Source organism: Faecalicatena orotica, assembly GCF_003149245.1.
GTDB classification, from domain to species: domain Bacteria; phylum Bacillota; class Clostridia; order Lachnospirales; family Lachnospiraceae; genus Faecalicatena_A; species Faecalicatena_A orotica.
Map to the genome: position 1 here is coordinate 124,885 of NZ_QGDL01000015.1, position 18,823 is coordinate 143,707.

19 protein-coding genes are annotated in these 18,823 nt (G+C 45.3%); 18 read left to right on the forward strand and 1 reads right to left on the reverse strand.

Annotated features, from left to right (window positions below; all coding sequences use genetic code 11):
• The 5 genes from iorA to A8806_RS21220 are packed head-to-tail and all read left to right on the forward strand — an operon-like array spanning position 1 to position 4,578.
• Entirely contained in the window at positions 1-1,746 is a 1,746-nt protein-coding gene (iorA, locus tag A8806_RS21200; RefSeq protein WP_109733170.1) for an indolepyruvate ferredoxin oxidoreductase subunit alpha, read from the forward strand.
• A 2-nt stretch (positions 1,747-1,748) separates the two neighbouring features.
• Positions 1,749-2,318, forward strand: coding sequence for an indolepyruvate oxidoreductase subunit beta (locus A8806_RS21205; protein ID WP_109733171.1), 570 nt, complete (start codon positions 1,749-1,751; stop codon positions 2,316-2,318).
• A 19-nt stretch (positions 2,319-2,337) separates the two neighbouring features.
• A complete protein-coding gene (locus A8806_RS21210; protein ID WP_109733172.1) occupies positions 2,338-2,757 on the forward strand; it encodes an ACT domain-containing protein in 420 nt (139 codons plus the stop codon).
• A gap of 28 nt (positions 2,758-2,785) precedes the next feature.
• Entirely contained in the window at positions 2,786-4,120 is a 1,335-nt protein-coding gene (locus A8806_RS21215; protein WP_109733173.1) for a phenylacetate--CoA ligase family protein, read from the forward strand.
• Between the two features lie 14 nt (positions 4,121-4,134).
• Positions 4,135-4,578 (forward strand): amino acid-binding protein, encoded by a 444-nt coding sequence (locus A8806_RS21220; RefSeq protein WP_109733174.1) that lies wholly within the window; start codon positions 4,135-4,137, stop codon positions 4,576-4,578.
• Between the two features lie 211 nt (positions 4,579-4,789).
• Here A8806_RS21220 and A8806_RS21225 read toward each other — a convergent pair whose 3' ends face one another.
• Positions 4,790-4,987: a cold-shock protein gene (locus A8806_RS21225; protein WP_109733175.1), complete on the reverse strand. Its 198-nt coding sequence runs from the start codon at positions 4,985-4,987 to the stop codon at positions 4,790-4,792.
• A 298-nt stretch (positions 4,988-5,285) separates the two neighbouring features.
• Here A8806_RS21225 and A8806_RS21230 point away from each other — a divergent pair, with 298 nt between their 5' ends.
• The 13 genes from A8806_RS21230 to A8806_RS21290 all read left to right on the forward strand — a co-directional run bounded on the left by A8806_RS21230 (position 5,286) and on the right by A8806_RS21290 (position 18,797).
• Complete coding sequence (locus tag A8806_RS21230) at positions 5,286-5,717, forward strand: RrF2 family transcriptional regulator (protein ID WP_109733176.1); 432 nt, start codon at positions 5,286-5,288, stop codon at positions 5,715-5,717.
• Between the two features lie 239 nt (positions 5,718-5,956).
• The gene (locus A8806_RS21235) at positions 5,957-6,397 is read left to right on the forward strand and encodes an RrF2 family transcriptional regulator (protein WP_109733177.1); all 441 of its coding nucleotides are present in this window, start codon (positions 5,957-5,959) and stop codon (positions 6,395-6,397) included.
• 43 nt (positions 6,398-6,440) lie between these two features.
• Positions 6,441-7,730, forward strand: a complete 1,290-nt coding sequence (locus tag A8806_RS21240; RefSeq protein ID WP_109733178.1) for an O-acetylhomoserine aminocarboxypropyltransferase/cysteine synthase family protein — start codon at positions 6,441-6,443, stop codon at positions 7,728-7,730.
• Positions 7,731-7,755: 25 nt separating this feature from the next.
• Positions 7,756-8,685 (forward strand): cysteine synthase A, encoded by a 930-nt coding sequence (gene cysK, locus A8806_RS21245; protein WP_109733179.1) that lies wholly within the window; start codon positions 7,756-7,758, stop codon positions 8,683-8,685.
• Between the two features lie 162 nt (positions 8,686-8,847).
• The gene (locus tag A8806_RS21250) at positions 8,848-9,105 is read left to right on the forward strand and encodes an HPr family phosphocarrier protein (protein ID WP_109733180.1); all 258 of its coding nucleotides are present in this window, start codon (positions 8,848-8,850) and stop codon (positions 9,103-9,105) included.
• Between the two features lie 24 nt (positions 9,106-9,129).
• Entirely contained in the window at positions 9,130-10,752 is a 1,623-nt protein-coding gene (gene ptsP, locus A8806_RS21255) for a phosphoenolpyruvate--protein phosphotransferase (RefSeq protein WP_109733181.1), read from the forward strand.
• Between the two features lie 337 nt (positions 10,753-11,089).
• On the forward strand, positions 11,090-12,421 hold the full coding sequence (locus A8806_RS21260; RefSeq protein ID WP_109733182.1) for a putative DNA modification/repair radical SAM protein: 1,332 nt from the start codon (positions 11,090-11,092) through the stop codon (positions 12,419-12,421).
• 9 nt (positions 12,422-12,430) lie between these two features.
• Positions 12,431-13,201, forward strand: a complete 771-nt coding sequence (locus tag A8806_RS21265; protein ID WP_109733183.1) for a TIGR03915 family putative DNA repair protein — start codon at positions 12,431-12,433, stop codon at positions 13,199-13,201.
• A 146-nt stretch (positions 13,202-13,347) separates the two neighbouring features.
• On the forward strand, positions 13,348-13,791 hold the full coding sequence (locus tag A8806_RS21270; protein WP_109733184.1) for an NfeD family protein: 444 nt from the start codon (positions 13,348-13,350) through the stop codon (positions 13,789-13,791).
• Between the two features lie 3 nt (positions 13,792-13,794).
• Entirely contained in the window at positions 13,795-14,730 is a 936-nt protein-coding gene (locus A8806_RS21275) for an SPFH domain-containing protein (protein WP_109733185.1), read from the forward strand.
• A gap of 84 nt (positions 14,731-14,814) precedes the next feature.
• Positions 14,815-15,537, forward strand: a complete 723-nt coding sequence (locus A8806_RS21280; protein ID WP_109733186.1) for a LytR/AlgR family response regulator transcription factor — start codon at positions 14,815-14,817, stop codon at positions 15,535-15,537.
• Positions 15,530-16,381 carry a sensor histidine kinase gene (locus A8806_RS21285; RefSeq protein ID WP_109733187.1) on the forward strand — a complete coding sequence of 284 codons (852 nt, stop codon included), beginning with the start codon at positions 15,530-15,532 and terminating at the stop codon, positions 16,379-16,381. The genes A8806_RS21280 and A8806_RS21285 overlap by 8 nt, the downstream gene beginning before the upstream one ends.
• A gap of 52 nt (positions 16,382-16,433) precedes the next feature.
• Positions 16,434-18,797 (forward strand): ATP-dependent DNA helicase, encoded by a 2,364-nt coding sequence (locus tag A8806_RS21290; RefSeq protein ID WP_109733188.1) that lies wholly within the window; start codon positions 16,434-16,436, stop codon positions 18,795-18,797.
• Positions 18,798-18,823: the final 26 nt, after the last annotated feature.

Consider the following 18,823-nt stretch of genomic DNA (forward strand, 5'->3'; position numbering starts at 1 on the left):
ATGTCAGAAAAAGTAATTATGTTGGGAAATGAAGCCATTGCCAGAGGGGCTTATGAAGCGGGTGTAAAGGTTTCTTCTGCTTATCCGGGAACACCGAGTACAGAAATCAGCGAATACCTGGTACAGTACAGGGATGATCTCTATGAGGAATGGGCACCGAACGAGAAAGTGGCTGCCGAAGTTGCAGTCGGTGCCAGCCTTGCTGGTGTACGTTCTATGGCCTGTATGAAGCACGTCGGGCTGAATGTGGCTTCAGATCCACTGTATTCCGTATCTTACATGGGAGTGAATGGAGGTCTTGTTTTTGTTGTTGCAGACGACCCGGGATTATACAGCTCCCAGAACGAGCAGGACACAAGAATGGTGGCAAGAGCCTCACAGGTGCCGGTCATTGAACCGTCAGACAGTGCAGAGGCGAAAGAATTTATGAAGGCAGCTTTTGAATTAAGCGAGCAGTTTGACAGACCGTTTATCGTACGTCTGACAACAAGGCTATCCCATTCACAGGGGATGGTGGAACTTTGCGAAAGAGAAGCAGTTGAAGACAAAGTTTATGAAAAGAATATCCGCAAGAATGTCATGATGCCCGGAAATGCAAAGCTGCGCCATGTAGAGATAGAAAAGCGTAATCTGGAACTGGCAGAGGCGGCTAATACACTGCCAATCAACAGAGTGGAGATGAATGACACAAGAATCGGAGTCATTACAAGCGGTATTCCTTATGAATATGTAAAAGAAGCACTCCCGGAGGCATCTGTGCTGAAACTTGGCATGGTAAATCCGCTTCCGAGAAAGATGATTGAAGAGTTTGCTTCCAAAGTGGATACACTGTATGTTGTAGAGGAACTGGATCCGGTGATTGAGGAGCAGGTAAAATCATGGGGGATCAAGGCTGTCGGAAAAGAAATTTTTACCGTACAGGGCGAGTACAGCGCCAATATGTTAAGAAAGGCCATCCTGAAACAGGATCTGGAGATCAAAGCACCGGCAGAAGCACCGCAGCGCCCACCGATCTTATGTCCGGGATGTCCTCACCGCAGTGTTTACTACGTCTTAAACAAGCTGAAAATGCATGCGGCAGGTGACATCGGATGCTATACACTGGGTGCAGTGGCACCTTTGAGCGTTGTAGATACGACTATGTGCATGGGGTCCAGTATTTCCACCCTGCACGGTATGGAAAAGGCAAAAGGAAAAGAATATATTAAAAACTGGGTTGCCGTGATCGGCGATTCTACCTTCTTACATACGGGCGTGAACTCCCTGATGAACATGGTATACAATAATGCAACTGGTACAGTTATGATTCTGGATAACTCGACAACAGGAATGACCGGACATCAGGATCATGCGGCAACAGGGAAAACGCTGCAGGGTGATCCTACCTATGCGATCAATATACCGGCCCTCTGCCATGCAATGGGCGTGAAGAATGTCGTGGAAATAAACGCTTTTGATATTGCAGAACTGGAAAAGGTGATTAAAGAAGAGGTGGCCAGAGATGAAGTATCCGTGATCATTACCAAGTCCCCTTGTGTACTTCTGGATAAATCAAGGAAGCCAATTTATATCGCGCATGAGGATAAGTGTAAGAAGTGCGGCATGTGTATGAAGCCGGGCTGCCCTGCGATGACGAAGAATGCGGACGGAACCATTCATATTGATGATACAATGTGTACAGGATGCGGACTGTGCGAATCATTATGTAAATTTGATGCGATAGAACTGGTAAAGGCGGGTGAATAGTTATGGCAACAAAGAATATCATGATTGTAGGGGTAGGCGGTCAGGGAACCCTGCTTACCAGCAGAATTTTAGGAGGACTGCCTCTTGCGGCAGGCTATGATGTAAAGCTTTCCGAGGTGCACGGCATGGCACAGAGGGGCGGCAGTGTTGTTACGTTCGTAAGATATGGCGAAAAGGTTGCAGAGCCGATTGTAGAGGAAGGGCAGGCAGATGTAATCATTGCATTTGAACGTCTCGAGGCTCTGCGTTACGCGCACTTCCTGAAAAAAGACGGTGTCCTGATTGTGAATGACTGGAGGATTGATCCGATGCCAGTTGTGATTGGAATGGCTGAATATCCGGATCAGATTATGGAGAAACTGGAAGCAGAGTATAAAGTCTATAAGGTAAATGCGACAGAAGAATCCAAAAAACTTGGCAATCCAAAAGTATTTAACCTGATTGTCCTCGGAATTGCGGCACAGCATATGGATTTCACGAAAGAGCAGTGGTATGATGTAATTGAAAAGACTGTACCGCCAAAAACGATTGAAATCAATAAGAAGGCATTCGAGGTAGGGTTCGCATTATAAGGTAAAGGCAGGTGAGAGGATGATTAAGCAGTTATCAGTGTTTGTGGAGAACAGACCGGGAAGCCTGATGCGGGTGACATCGGCATTGACGGAAGCGCATATCAACATCCGTGCAGTAGCCTCTTTCGACACCCCCGAGTTCGGCATACTGCGGCTGGTAGTGGACAAACCGGCAGAAGCGAAGGAGTATCTGACAGGAAAGGGCTTCGTGGTCAGGATACATGAGGTTATTGGTGTGGAGCTGAAGGATGAGAAGGGGAATCTCAACCGGATGTTATCCATCCTTGCTGACGGAGAAATTAACGTCAATTATATTTATTCTTTTGTAATCCGTGAAGAAAAAGCACCGGTCATGGTATTTAATACCGATGACTATGACAAAGCAGCCAGGGTATTGAAGGAAGCCGGTGTGAAGATGGTAGAGGAAGCGGATTTATAGACTGTATAACAGATAAGGAGTTAGTGAAATGGCGGCAGTAAAATTAGAAAACTGGGTCGAGAGGATCAGGGACCCCAAAATCGAATGTATGAGCAGCGACGAGATGGCAGCTCTGCAGAGCAGGCGTCTGGTTGATGTAGTGAACAGAGTATACAATAATGTAGATTTTTATCACAAAAAAATGAAAGATCTTGGCGTGGAGCCGGGCGACATCAAAGGCATTGAGGACATCGGCAAACTTCCGTTTACAACAAAGGAAGATTTAAGAGATAATTATCCGTTCGGGCTTCTTGCCATTCCGAAAAAGGATGTGGTGCGCGTACAGGGGACATCCGGTACAACGGGAAAGCTGACACTTGCGTCCTATTCACAGAAGGATGTGGATGTCTGGGGGGAATGTGTTGCCAGATGCCTGACAATGGCAGGGCTGACGGATGAGGATATCATTCATGTATGCTATGGATACGGGCTGTTTACAGGAGGCATGGGGCTGGATTACGGCGCAAAGGCACTTGGTGCTACGGCAATCCCGATGTCCGCCGGAAATACGAAGCGGCAGATGATGTGTATGGAAGATTTCGGTTCTACAGCATTTGCATGTACACCATCTTATGCACTGCATCTGGCGGAATCTCTTGAAGAGGCGGGCGTCGTTGACCGCCTGAAACTGAAAGCTGGTATCCACGGGGCAGAACCGTGGACGGTTGAGATGCGCAAGAAGATTGAGAGCATTCTGAATATCAACTGTTTTGATATTTATGGTTTGTGTGAGATTTCCGGCCCGGGTGTGGCGCAGGATTGCATCCACCATGCGGGGTTACATATTAACGTGGACTACTTCTATCCAGAAGTCCTGAATCCTTCTACATATGAAGCGTGTGCTGACGGTGAGACAGGAGAACTCGTATTTACGACACTTGCAAAGGAGGCAATGCCTCTGCTCCGTTACCGCACAAAGGATCTGACAAGTATCGACCACAGCACCTGTGCATGCGGCAGGACAACGCCAAGAATATCCAAGTTTACAGGACGTACAGACGATATGAAGGTAATCCGCGGAGTCAATGTATTCCCGACACAGGTTGAGACAGCACTCCTTGGCATGGGCGGTGCGGTAGCACCTCATTATTTGATGATCGTAGACCGTGAGGATAATCTGGATGTACTGACAGTCATGGTAGAGGTAGACGAGAGTATGTTCTCTGATGAGATCAGAAAGCTGGATGCACTGAAGAACAAGATCGGTGCAGTTCTCAAACAGGCACTCGGGGTATCTGCCCGTGTAAAACTGGTAGAGCCTAAGACAATTCAGAGAAGTGAAGGAAAAGCAGTACGTGTCATCGACAACCGTAATCTGCAGTAAAGGAGGTAAGCACGATGGGTATCACAATTCAACAATTATCAGTATTTCTCGAGAACCGGGAAGGAAGGCTGGATGAGGTCCTTGCAGTACTTGCCAGCAATGACGTCAATATCGTGGCTTTGAGTCTGGCAGACACATCAGACTATGGGATGCTGCGTATGATCGTATCTGATCCGAATAAAGGAAGGGCGGTTCTCAAAGAGAACGGTATCACAGCAATGCTGACGGACGTAGTTGCACTGCGTGTTCCACATGCCACAGGCTCCCTGAGCAAAGCAATGCACCAGATCGTGGAAGGCGAAGTAAACATCGAGTATATGTACGCTTTTGCAAATGGTTCCGATGCATCCGCAGTTCTTAAGACCGATGATCCGGCAAGGGTAGTGGATATTTTAAGAGGCAGCGGATTTGATGTATGGGAAGCGTCAGAAGCATATGTTTCTAATGTGAAGATTTAAGTGTTATGTGCGGAGGGGAATTTCTGTAGATCAGGATTCCCCTCCGATTTATGGATTGTGGATGAAAAACGAATTTCGTTTTCGAAACAAAAAAGATATCCGGAATACATCCGGATATCTTTTGGTTTCTTAATCTCATTTTGCTGTAATTCTTTTAAATATTAAATCTAATACTGAATTTATATATTTAAAGGTACATTAAAAATTCTGATTAAAGTTTGACTACATTAACTGCCTGAGGTCCTTTGCTTCCTTCTGTTACATCAAATTCAACAGCCTGACCCTCTTCTAAAGATTTGAATCCATCCATTGATAATCCTGAGTAGTGTACGAATACATCATTTCCTTCTGAGTCAGAGATGAATCCATAACCTTTTTGGTTGTTAAACCATTTTACTGTACCTGTCATTGTGTTACCCTCCATAAATAAAAAATAAATAGTATAGTGCTGTAACGGCCTTTTATGTGGCTCGATACTGTGTTAGATTAGCATATTTAACAATGAAAGTCAATGTATTTACGTGAGGTTTTGTAAAAATACACAAAAAGTGTCGAAAAATAGAATTTTGACGTAAATAAAAGAAAGATTGTATTTTTCTAGGTTTTTGTTTAAAATAAGGAGGGAAGAACAGTCCGGGAGCCTGGGGAAAGCTGCGGGCATAATATGGCAGTAAAGCATGCTGCACAGATAAAGGAGCATATCATATATGAAAATGTCAACAAAAGGAAGATACGCCCTGGAAATCATCGTAGATCTTGCCATGAATTCCACACCTGAGCGTTTAGAGAGTCTTAAAAATATAGCACAGCGAAGAAACCTGTCCGAAAAATATCTGGAGAGAATTATCAAGGCCCTGAAACAGCGGGGGCTGGTAGAAAGTGTACGGGGGGCGTACGGAGGCTACTGCCTGACAGTCCCCTGTGAAGATATTACTGTGAAAAATGTGCTTACTGCAGTAGAAGGAGAACTTACCCCGGTCCACTGTCTGACGAAAGAAAGTGACTGTGGAGTTTCCTGTGATCTCTGTCCGACAAGAAATACGTGGGGAAGCATGTGGAAAACCATTACAAATACAGTAGAAAATATAACCATAGCAGATATTTTAAAAAGAGTAGACGAGATTAATGACGAACCCTGATGTGCGTCTGATAATAGATGCACGGTATGTACTTTAAACTCATTAAACAGGTTCCAGACGGCCTGCATCATGCAGTTACAGAGACTGCATGGTGCAGGCTGTCTGCATTTCGCTACAGATCTCCGGAAAAAAATCCCAGAAAATTTGTTAAACTATATTGACATGGTAGGAAAAAAGGTGTATAACATAAAACATATAATACTTATCGAAATAGTAGGAAATTAAAATGGAGGTGTTATATGAAAGTATCTACAAAAGGAAGATACGGGCTCAGGGCCCTTGTAGACATGGCGGCGAACTCTCAGGAGAGGCCTATTTCCCTGATACAGACCGCGAAAAGACAGAACATTTCGCTGAATTATCTGGAACAGGTTTTTGGAATTTTAAGAAAGGCCGGGATTGTTGCAAGTGTAAAGGGTGCAGGAGGAGGCTATAAGCTTGCACGCAGCGCAGGAAGTATTACAGTAAAAGAAATACTGGAAGCACTGGAAGGAGAGTTTTCGATCATTGACAAGAATGGCGAAGAAGATCAGGATGCAGTGCAAAGAGCGATTCAGGAACTGGTCTGGGATGAGATAGACAGGCAGGTGAATGAACTTCTGGGACAGCGTACTCTGGAGCAGCTTGTTACGGAGTACAAAGAAAATCTGGATTACAGTTCTAACATGTATTACATCTGAATTGTAAGGGAAGACATCAAAGGCAGAAAGTGAGGACAAAAAAATGACAGAGGACAGAAAATTAAAATTCGAGACACTTCAGTTACATGTTGGGCAGGAGCAGCCGGATCCAGCGACCGATTCAAGGGCGGTTCCTATTTACCAGACAACATCTTATGTATTCCGTGACTGTCAGCATGCAGCTGAGCGCTTCGGCCTTGCAGACCCGGGGAATATTTATGGCAGGCTGACGAACAGCACGCAGGAAGTCTTTGAAAAGAGGATAGCTGCTTTGGAGGGCGGTACGGCAGCACTGGGAGTTGCTTCCGGTGCGGCGGCCATAACATATACCTTTCAGAATCTTGCTAAACAGGGTGACCACATCGTAGCGTCCAAGTACATTTACGGCGGCAGCTACAATCTGCTGGCACACACACTGCCGGATCAGGGGGTGACAACAACGTTTGTAGATCCGGACGAGGCAGGGGCTTTTGAGAAAGCAATTCAGGAAAATACAAAGGCAATCTTTATCGAGTCAATTGGCAATCCGAATGCAAACCTGATTAATATAGAAGAAGCGGCAGAAATCGCGCACAGAAATGGAATCGTACTCGTGGTTGACAGTACGTTTGCCACACCATACCTGCTCAGGCCGTTTGAATACGGCGCAGACATTGTTGTTCATTCTGCAACCAAGTTTATCGGAGGTCACGGGACGGCACTGGGTGGTGTGATTATAGAAAGTGGGAAGTCCGACTGGGAGGCTTCCGGGAAATATCCGCAGCTGACCGAACCAGATCCCAATTATCACGGTGTAAGGTTTTGTGAGGCAGCCGGTAATGCAGCGTTCGTAACAAGGATCCGTGCAGTGCTTCTTAGAGATACGGGGGCAACGATCGCTCCACTTCATGCATTTTTATTCCTTCAGGGGCTGGAGACATTATCACTGCGTGTCGAGAGACATGTCGAAAATACATTGAAAGTAGTGGAATTCCTGCAGAACCATCCGAAGGTGGCAAAGGTGAACCATCCTTCCCTTCCGGACAGCCCTTACCATGAACTGTACCAGAAATATTTCCCAAAGGGCGGGGCTTCTATATTTACTTTTGAAATAAATGGTTCCGAGGAAGACACAAAAAGATTTATAGACCATCTGGAAATTTTTTCACTGCTGGCCAACGTGGCGGATGTAAAATCACTGGTTATCCACCCGGCAAGCACAACACACTCTCAGATGACAAAAGAGGAACTGGAAAATTCGGGAATTACTCCAACATCAGTGAGAGTTTCCATAGGAACAGAACATATAGACGACATTTTATATGATCTGGAACAGGCATTGGCATATATATAGATAAAAGAAGATCAGGAGGTAAGATATGGGAAAGATTTATAAAAGCATTACAGAATTAGTCGGGAAGACACCGGTTTTAGAAGTGTCTAATATTGAAAAGGAGCTGGGACTGAAGGCCCGTGTGCTTGTGAAACTTGAATATTTTAATCCAGCGGGAAGCGTGAAAGACCGCGTTGCACTGAAGATGATCGAAGACGCAGAAGCAAAGGGGCTGATAAGCCCCGGCGCCACGATCATTGAGCCGACAAGCGGCAATACAGGGATTGGTCTGGCTTCAGCGGCCGCCGCAAAAGGATATAAGGCAATTTTTGTTATGCCTGAGACCATGAGTATAGAGCGAAGAAAGCTGCTGCTCGGTTATGGGGCCGAGATTGTGCTGACAGACGGGAAAAAGGGAATGAACGGTGCAATCGAAAAAGCATCAGAATTGGAAAAAGAGCTGGATCAGGCAATTGTTCTGGGACAGTTTGTAAATGATGCGAATCCGCAGGCCCATATTGAGACGACAGGTCCTGAGATATGGGAAGATACAGACGGTAAGGTCGATATTTTCGTGGCGGGAGTCGGAACAGGCGGTACCATTACAGGAACAGGAACTTACTTAAAGGAGAAAAATGCAGATATCCAGATTATTGCAGTCGAGCCGTCAGGATCCCCGGTCCTGTCTGGAGGAAAACCGGGACCGCATGGCCTGCAGGGGATCGGGGCCGGATTTATCCCGAAAGTACTGGATACAGAGATCTATGACCGTATCATACAGGTGAGGGACGAGGAAGCATATGATGCCGAAAAACTACTCGCTCACAGAGAGGGTGTCCTGGTTGGCATCAGCTCAGGAGCCGCGCTGCATGCAGCGGTTGAAACCGCCAAACTGCCGGAAAATGAAGGAAAAACAATTGTAGTACTACTTCCGGATACAGGCGAGAGATACCTGTCCACACCTTTATTTGCATAATGGGCCATGAAGAAACAGGTTACTGTGCACGCCCGCAGGGGGGTGCACAGTAACCTGTTTCTTTATAAGTACAAACGAAAAGCTTTTAAGCAATTGAAAAACTTGCGAATATGTTATATACTTAACTAAGTTAAAATAAAAAACAGGAGGAGAAGTTATATTATGAAGGAATTTAAATATGTTATCACAGATCCAGAGGGAATCCATGCAAGACCGGCAGGTCTTCTCGTTAAGCAGGCTGCAGGCTACAAATCAGACATCAAAATCGGAAAAAATGAAAAGATGGCTGATGCAAAGAGAATCTTCGGCGTTATGGGATTAGGCGTTAAGACAGGTGAAGAGATTGTTATGACAGCAGAGGGTGAAGATGAAGATACAGCAATCACAGAATTAGAAGAATTTTTCAAGGCTAACTTATAAATTCATTAATTTAAGGATGGTATTATGATTACATTAACAGGCAAAAGTGTATTCGGTGGAGTATCCATCGGAAAGCTCTCTTTTTATAAGAGAAACCAAAAAGTAATTAAACGTTCACATGTAGATGATGTAGAGGCAGAATGTACTCGTTTTCAGGAGGCAAAGGCCACGGCAGTCAGCCAGCTTCAGGAACTTTACAACAAAGCAATAGAAGATGTCGGCGAAGCGAATGCCATGATCTTTGAGATTCACCAGATGATGCTGGAGGATCTTGACTATATTGAATCCATTGAGAATATTATCCGTACACAGGAAGTAAATGCAGAGTTTGCAGTCGCTACGACGGCGGACAACTTTGCACAGATGTTCGCGTCAATGGATGATGCCTACATGCAGGGGCGTGCGGCCGATGTAAAGGATGTTTCCGAACGCGTGCTGGACATCCTGTGCGGTGTCGGTGAGGGCGTGAAGCAGACAGATGAGCTTTCTATTATTGCAGCCGATGATCTGGCACCGAGTGAGACCGTACAGCTGGATAAGAGCAAGGTTCTGGGATTTGCCACCATGTATGGATCATCAAATTCCCACACTGCAATTCTGGCAAGGACAATGAATATCCCGGCCGTAATTGGTCTGGGAGAATCACTGAGTCCGCAGTACGATGGACAGATGGCAGTGATCGATGGTTTTACAGGTACTTTATATATTGATCCTGACGAAGAGACTCTGGCAGTGATGCAGGAGAAGCGCGAAAAGGACCTGGCACAGAAAGCACTTCTGGAACAGCTCAAGGGAAAAGAAAATGTAACAAAGAGCGGACAGAAGATTAATGTATATGCCAATATCGGAAATGTGTCCGATGTGGGTGCGGTCCTGAAGAATGATGCAGGCGGCATCGGCCTGTTCAGAAGTGAGTTTTTATATCTGGAGAATGATACACTCCCGACAGAAGAACAGCAGTTTTCTGTTTATAAGCAGGTTGCTGAAAACATGGCCGGGAAAAAAGTCATCATCCGTACACTGGATATCGGTGCGGACAAGCAGGTGGATTATTTTGACTTGGATAAGGAAGAAAACCCTGCCCTTGGATACCGTGCAATCCGTATCTGCCTGACAAGGACCGAGATTTTCAAGACACAGCTGCGTGCTTTATACCGTGCGGCAATGTTTGGCAATATTTCCATTATGTTTCCGATGATTATTTCAATCAAAGAGATTCATAAGATAAAGGAAATCATAGCAGAGGTCAAAGAGGAACTGAAGGCAGAAGGCATCCCTTACAAAGAGGATGTGGAACTTGGTGTCATGATCGAGACGCCGGCATCTGTAATGATAAGCCGTGAACTCGCAAAAGAAGTAGATTATTTCAGCGTGGGAACAAATGACCTGACCCAGTATACACTTGCAATTGACCGCCAGAATTCAAAACTGGACGAGTTCTATGACCCGCACCATCCGGCTGTGCTTGCCATGATTAAGATGGCGGCTGACAATGCACATGCGGAAGGAAAGTGGATCGGGATCTGCGGTGAACTTGGTGCTGACCTGAAATTGACAGAAGAATTCCTGAAGATGGGACTGGATGAACTTTCTGTATCACCATCTATGGTATTGCCGTTAAGGAAACGCATCAGAGAGTGCGAGTAAAACAAGATATCAGGAACGAGCTTTAAAAGCGCCGGAATTACGGCCCCCTTGATGAAGCGGTTCTGACAGTATAAGAGACACCCGGAAGGGGAAACTTGATGTAAGTTAATCAGGTGTTCCTTTCCGGGTGTTTTATACTTTATAAAAGAGAGCATACTCCGTTTGCTGTAAAATATAAAAACAGAACAAATGTTCTTGTAAATCAGAAACAGTTATGCTATCATAATAAACAGAACAAACGTTCTGTAAAGGGCGTTTCAGGCAGAAGCCAGACAGGGTGATATAATGTACGGTTTCAGGTGTGTTTTCATTTACAGGGATAAAGGAGTTGCAGGGGATGGCAGAGGTAATTCAGGAGCAGATATCTTTATATGATAAGCTTCAAATTCTTAGTGATGCGGCAAAGTATGATGTGGCATGTACGTCCAGCGGGGTTGACAGGCAGGGGGACGGCACGGGAATGGGGAATTGTTCCAAGGCAGGGATCTGCCACAGTTTTTCATCGGATGGGAGATGTATTTCTCTCTTAAAGATATTATTTACAAATGAATGTATCTTTGATTGTAAGTACTGTGTAAACCGTTCTTCGAATGATGTTGTGCGTACTTCATTTACGCCGGATGAGATCTGCACGCTTACGATGGAGTTTTACAGGAGGAATTATATAGAAGGACTGTTTTTGAGTTCGGGTGTTCTGAAAAGTCCCAATTATACAATGGAGCTGATCTATGCGGCGCTGTATAAGCTGCGTCATGAATGTAATTTCCAAGGGTATATCCATGTCAAGGCGATTCCGGGGGCAGATCAGGAGCTTGTTAAGAGAGTGGGATTTCTGGCGGACAGAATGAGCGTGAATCTGGAACTCCCCACGGCGGAAAGCCTTAAGCTTCTGGCACCCCATAAGACGAGAAAGAATATACTTGCGCCCATGAGGCTTGTCCAGCAGAAGATGCAGGATAACCGGCAGGAGATCGTACTATACAGGAATGCACCCCGATTCGTACCGGCGGGGCAGAGTACACAGATGATTATTGGGGCAACCCCGGAGTCAGATTACCAGATTCTGAATGTGGCAGAGGCCCTGTACAAAAAGTTCGAACTAAAAAGGGTATTTTATTCTGCTTTTGTTGCGGTAAATGAGGACTCGGCCCTTCCGGCAAAGACAGGGGAAGGACCTCCGCTGCTTCGGGAACACAGGCTCTATCAGGCAGACTGGCTGCTTCGGTATTACCGGTTTGAGGCAAAGGAACTTCTGGACGAAAATAATCCTAATTTTAATATTTTCCTTGATCCGAAGTGCGACTGGGCCCTGAAGCATCTGGAGTATTTTCCCGTTGAGGTGAACAAGGCTGATTATAATACCCTCCTGCGTGTGCCCGGGATCGGGTACAAATCCGCCTCAAGAATTGTTAAAGCGAGAAAGATGGGGACACTGCAGTTTGAGGATCTCAAAAAAATGGGGGTCGTGCTGAAGCGGGCACTCTATTTCCTGACATGCAGTGGAAAGATGATGTACAGGACAAAAATTGAGGAAGATTACATCTTGAGAAATCTTTTGAACACGAAAGAAAAGCTTCCTGATTCCGTGACAGGAATGACATTTAAACAGCTGTCGCTTTTTGACGATGTGAATTTCAGAGAGGCTCAGATTCAGACAATAGTGGGGTGAAAGACAGAAATGGTATGTACAAAACAGGTTTATATATGTCATGATACGATTACTGGTATCTTTTCGGCTATCTATGATGCATGGAAAGAAAGCAGGGATACGGAGGCCGGAATTGCACTTAGAGGCTGTTTGATGCCACAGTTGTTTTGTGAATACAGAGAGGTAGATGAAAAAGAACAAAAATCAATAGCCGTTGAGCGGTTGATAAAGAACAATCTTGGGTATAATGCTTACTGGGACCTTTATCACGCACTGCTCTCCGATGGCCCGGAGAAGGCAGATGCGGTCTATCAGACGATCCTTGCGGCCAGAAAGGTTAAGGACAGCAGGAAGATTATGGAGCATCTGAGCAATCCCCATGTGGCAAAGGTCTTTGAACTGAGCAGGAAGGTTGCAAATGAAGCACATCTTTTTACAGAGTTCATCCGCTTCAGGGAACTGGATAATGGAGTACTGCTCTCTGAGATCACACCAAAAGGCAGGGTGCTCACCTGTATAGCCGATCATTTTACGAATCGCTTCCCGTTGGAAAACTGGATGGTTTACGATAAGACCCATAAGGTGTTTCTTGTTCATAAAGCAGGGATGAACTGGATACTCGTAGAGGGGGAAGAACTGGATCAGACTGAGGCTGAAAAGGTATCCACGGCTGAATTGGAATATGAGAGATTATGGAAAGGATTCTGCAAATCGATTGCCATAAAAGAGAGGGAAAATCTGGCCTGCCAGAGAAATCACCTTCCCATTCATTTCCGGCAGGATATGACAGAATTCCGCTAAATTGTAAAAGCTTTTCATTAAAACAGGAAATCACTGCATTCACGCAAAAAGTATTGTATAATAGGGTTAGCTGGATTAACATATAACTATCATCAGGAGGAGGTTATAAGCCGGATGAAATACGAAATTTGAGAGAAGGGAGACGTATGGAGAAAGAAGCATTTGTATGGCTTGGACTGTTGATTGTTTTTCTGGTTATCGAAATTATTACAGTCGGGCTGACATCTGTCTGGCTTGCCGGGGGCGCTCTGGCTGCGTTACTTTTAAATATTGCAGGATTGAATTTAATATGGCAGGTAGGCGCTTTCTTCGCAGTCTCATTTTTACTATTGTTTTTTACCCGTCCTTTCGCGGTAAAATACATAAACGCCCATCATGAGAAAACCAATTATGAGGGCGTGATAGGTAAAATAGTGAGAATTACGGAGACGGTAGATAATCTGGCCCAGACGGGTACGGCGGTTGTTAACGGCCTCGAATGGACTGCGAGAGCAGAAAAGGACGGCGAAGTGCTCGAACCGGGGACACTGGCAAAAGTAGTCAGTATATCTGGTGTAAAGCTGATTGTAAAGAAATATGAGGAGGATTAGAATATGGGACTTTGGATTGGGATTGCTATTTTGGTCATTTTACTTATCATTATTGTGGCGAATGTCAGAATCGTACCGCAGGCACATGCATTTATACTGGAACGTCTCGGCGGCTATAAGGAGACATGGAGTGTGGGGCTGCATTTTAAGATTCCGATCCTTGACAGGGTTGCAAAGAAGGTATCTTTAAAGGAACAGGTAGTGGACTTTGAACCGCAGGCTGTTATTACAAAGGATAACGTAACCATGCAGATTGATACGGTTGTATTCTTCCAGATTACAGATCCGAAGCAGTATGCATATGGTGTGGAGAGTCCGATAGCGGCTATTGAGAACCTGACAGCAACAACACTTCGTAATATCATTGGTGATCTGGAACTGGATGAGACACTGACATCCAGAGAGACGATCAACTCTCAGATGAGAACGTCTCTTGATATTGCGACTGACCCGTGGGGAATTAAAGTAAACAGAGTGGAACTGAAGAATATCATGCCTCCGAAAGCAATTCAGGATGCGATGGAGAAACAGATGAAGGCAGAACGTGAACGAAGAGAATCCATTCTGAGGGCCGAGGGTGAAAAGAAATCTACGATTCTTGTTGCCGAAGGTGAGAAAGAATCCGTTATTCTGGAAGCGGAGGCATCCAAACAGGCGGCGATCCTTAAGGCAGAGGCCGAAAAGCAGAAGAGGATCAAAGAGGCAGAAGGCCAGGCCGAAGCGATCAGGTCCGTGCAGAAGGCTACGGCAGAAGGTATTGAATATATCAAGGCAGCTGGCGCAGATAATGCAGTGCTGACAATCAAGAGCCTGGAAGCATTTGCCAAGGCGGCAGACGGCAAGGCGACGAAGATTATTATTCCTTCAGAACTGCAGGGAATCGCAGGACTGACTAAGACAATCGCTGAAGTCGCGAAGTTTGAAGAGACTGAAAAGTAAGATCAGCAGTGATATATTTTTTGAGATACGCCCCGGAGAGAACAAGCCGGGGCGTACTCTTTACAGAGGACAGGGAGTAGGGATATGGCAAGAATACTTATATTAGAGGATGATGGACCAAGCAGGAAAGCACTGGTATCCATGATCGGCAGAATTGGTGCTGAAATTAAGGCGGATGAAGCTGCAGACCTGGGGGAAGCAAGGAATCTGCTTACGGGCGGTGGTTCCTATGACTTATTTCTGCTTGATGTAAATCTGGACAGCAAAGACAGCAGTGATGCCTCAGGCCTTACGTTTGCCGGTGAGGTGCGGGATATTATGAAGTATGAATTGACGCCTATAGTGATGCTGACCTCGGTTGCGTCTCTGGAAATCGAAGCATACCGCCGGATTCACTGTTACCAGTATATTCTGAAACCCTACGAGGAGGAAGAAGTACAGCGGATTGTAAAAAGGGTGCTCACACATGCCCGCCCTGCCGAAAAGCCGTTTGTGATTGTAAAAAAGGATGGAATTAATTATAAGATCCTATGTGAAGACATAATTTTTTGTAAGGCAATCCCGCGGGGAGTGTGCATTTATTTGAAAAATGAGCAGATGGACGTCCCGTATCTTTCCATCCGCCAGCTGCTGGAAAAGCTTCAGGGGCAGGATTTTGTCCAGTGTCACAGAATGTTTGTTGTCAACAAGAAGTATGTAAAATACTATGATCTGGTAAATCAGATGATACAGGTAGAGAAGTACCCCGATGAGATCGATATAGGGGTTACCTATAAGGCGGAGGTCAGGAGGCTGTTGAATGAATAAAGGGAAAAGGAAGATATTATACCGTGTGTTTTGTTTCCTGTCACTGGCCATAGCAGTATATCTGGTTATTGATTTAAAAGTGAGCAGGACTTTGGACCTGAAGATGATCATTGTATTCATATTGTTCCTTGTCGTGATCATCTGGGGAACGATCGACTGGAAGCTAAACAATGACATCATAAAGGAGCAGACAAAAGAACTGATGATGTACCAGCTGTATATACAGCCATTGGAAGAACTGGTAAAAGAAATCCGCGCGAAACAGCACGAATTTGATAATCACCTGAATGCCATTCTGAACATGCATCTGACCGTGGGGACATATGACGAGCTTGTAAAGGAACAGTCCGAGTATATAAAACAGATATGCAGGGACGGCGGCAACCAGTATCTGCCTCTGCTCAGGATCAGTGATAAAGTGCTGGCTGGTTTCTTGTATAGTAAGATCGTGAGCTCAAATGAAAACATAGACACACAGATTGAAGTCCGCAGCAAAGAGATTATATCCAGAGTTTCTGAGCACAGACTGATTGAAATCGTAGGCGTTCTGGTCGATAATGCATATGAAGCATGCAGCAGTGAGGGCGGAAAAGTGAGGATGTTACTGGACTCCAGACAGGACCACCTTTTTTTCCAGATTTTGAATCAGCATGAGAAGGTATCTTTTGAGACAATCGGGCATTTCTTCGAGAACGGCTATTCGACAAAGAGTAAAAGAAAAGGAGAGCGTGGACTCGGGCTTTACCGTGCAAAGATGATAGCTGAGAAGGCAGGCGGGGAGATCATGGTCGGCCAGGAGGAAATCGGGGGAGAGAACTATATCCAGTTTACCGTGGTGATCTAGTAGTGGTGATCTAGTCTTCCATGAGAGTAAGGTTTGTGATACAATAGGAAACATGGATGAAAAAGAATTGATTAAAATATCTGTCCGGAATCTCGTGGAGTTTATTCTGCGGGAAGGGGACATAGATAACAGAATATCTGGCGGCATAGAAAAGGATGCCATGCTGCAGGGAAGTAGAATCCATCGCAAGATACAGCGGCGTATGGGTTCTAATTATCGTGCAGAGGTTTCTTTAAAGATTCAGACTGCATGTGAAGGGTTTGTACTTCAGGTAGAAGGCAGGGCTGACGGAATCATAGAAGAGGAAGCGGGGACCACCATTGATGAGATCAAAGGGGTGTTGAAGGAACTGGCCCATATAGAGGCACCCTCGAATGTACATCTGGCCCAGGCGAAGTGTTACGCATACATATATGCGAAGCAGGAGAATCTGGAGAGGATCAGCGTCCAGATGACTTACTGCCATATGGAGACGGAGGAATTAAAGCAGTTTAAGCAGGAATTTCTATTTACAGACTTGGAAGAATGGTTTCAGGAACTGGTCCGGAGATATGAGAAATGGGCAAAGTTCCAGATTGAGTGGAAAGCGAAGAGGAATGCGTCTATCAGGGATGTGGAATTTCCATTTGAATATAGGGAAGGACAGCGAAATCTCGTAACATCGGTCTACCGTACGATACTCAGAAAGAAAAAGCTGTTCATACAGGCACCGACAGGTGTTGGAAAGACGATGGCAACCGTATTTCCGGCCGTGAAGGCGGTCGGAGAGGGGCTGGGAGAACGTATTTTTTACCTGACGGCAAAGACAATTACAAGGACCGTCGCCGAACAGGCTTTCCAGACACTGAAAAAGCAGGATCTGAGTTTTAAAGTGATTACACTGACCGCAAAAGAGAAGATTTGTTTTTGCGAGGAAGCGGTATGCAACCCGGATAACTGTCCATATGCCAAGGGACACTATGACAGAGTAAACGATGCAGTATTTGATATGATTGTCAATTCGGATGAAATGAGCAGGGAAGAACTGGAACGGCAGGCGGAGAAACACAAGGTCTGCCCGTTTGAGATGGCACTGGACGTATCATTATGGGCCGATGCCATTATCTGTGACTATAATTACGTCTTTGACCCGAATGCACATTTAAAACGCTTCTTTTCGGAGGGGAACAAAGGAGAATATCTTTTCCTGATTGATGAGGCGCATAATCTGGTGGAGAGGGGCCGCGAGATGTACAGCGCCGTTCTCTATAAAGAGGAAGTACTGGAAATGAAGAAGCTGGTAAAGTCTGAAGATCCGGGCCTTGCAAAACGTCTGGAGGAATGTAATAAGCAGCTCCTTATGCTGAAGCGCGAATGCGAGAATTACCAAGTGCTGGACAGCGTATCACATATTGCTGTTAAACTGATGAATATCATGTCAGCACTCGAGGAGTATCTGGAGATCGTACAGAATGAGGAGAAGAGGGAGCAGACACTTGACTTTTATTTTCAAGTACGGGATTTTCTGAACATTCATGATATTATGGATGAAAATTATGTGATATATACGGAACTGGAGAGGGACGGGCGGTTTAAACTAAAATTACTCTGTGTCAATCCAGCCGTTAATCTTCAGACTTATCTCGAACAGGGGAACAGTACGGTCTTTTTCTCGGCAACGCTTCTCCCGATTCATTATTATAAGAAGCTGCTCAGTGTGGAGAAGGACGATTATGCGATCTATGCAGAATCCACATTCCCAAAAGAAAACCGTCTGCTGCTGCTCGGAACGGACGTCAGCACAAAATATACGATGCGTTCGGCGTCTATGTATGATAAGTTCGCACAATACATTCTGAAGGTGGTGGAAGCAAAAAGGGGCAACTATTTGATCTTCTTTCCGTCATACCGGTTTATGGCGGATGTATATGAGTGTTTCCAGAACGAAATACAGGGAAGGACAGATATAGAATGTATTCTCCAGTCACAGTTTATGGATGAATCTGCGAGGGAGGTTTTTCTGGAGACTTTTGAGGAGGAGAGGACGACCAGTCTGGCCGGTTTTTGTGTTATGGGTGGGATTTTTTCTGAGGGAATCGATCTTACGGAGGACAGGCTGATCGGGGCGGTTATCATTGGGACCGGGCTGCCGCAGGTGTGCAATGACCGTGAGATTCTGAGACAATACTTTGACAGCAGGGATATGAGGGGATTCGATTATGCCTATCTGTATCCAGGGATGAACAAGGTACTGCAGTCGGCAGGAAGAGTGATCCGTACAGAGGAAGACCAGGGGGTCATCGTCCTGCTTGATGAGCGCTTCATGGGAAGGCAGTACAGAGAAATTTTTCCAAGGGAGTGGGAAGGGTACCAGACATGCAGACTGGAGAATTTGAATGCCCATATGGAAAAATTCTGGGAGAAAATCAAAAATTGATGTTTCTTCTGGTAAAGTATTGACAT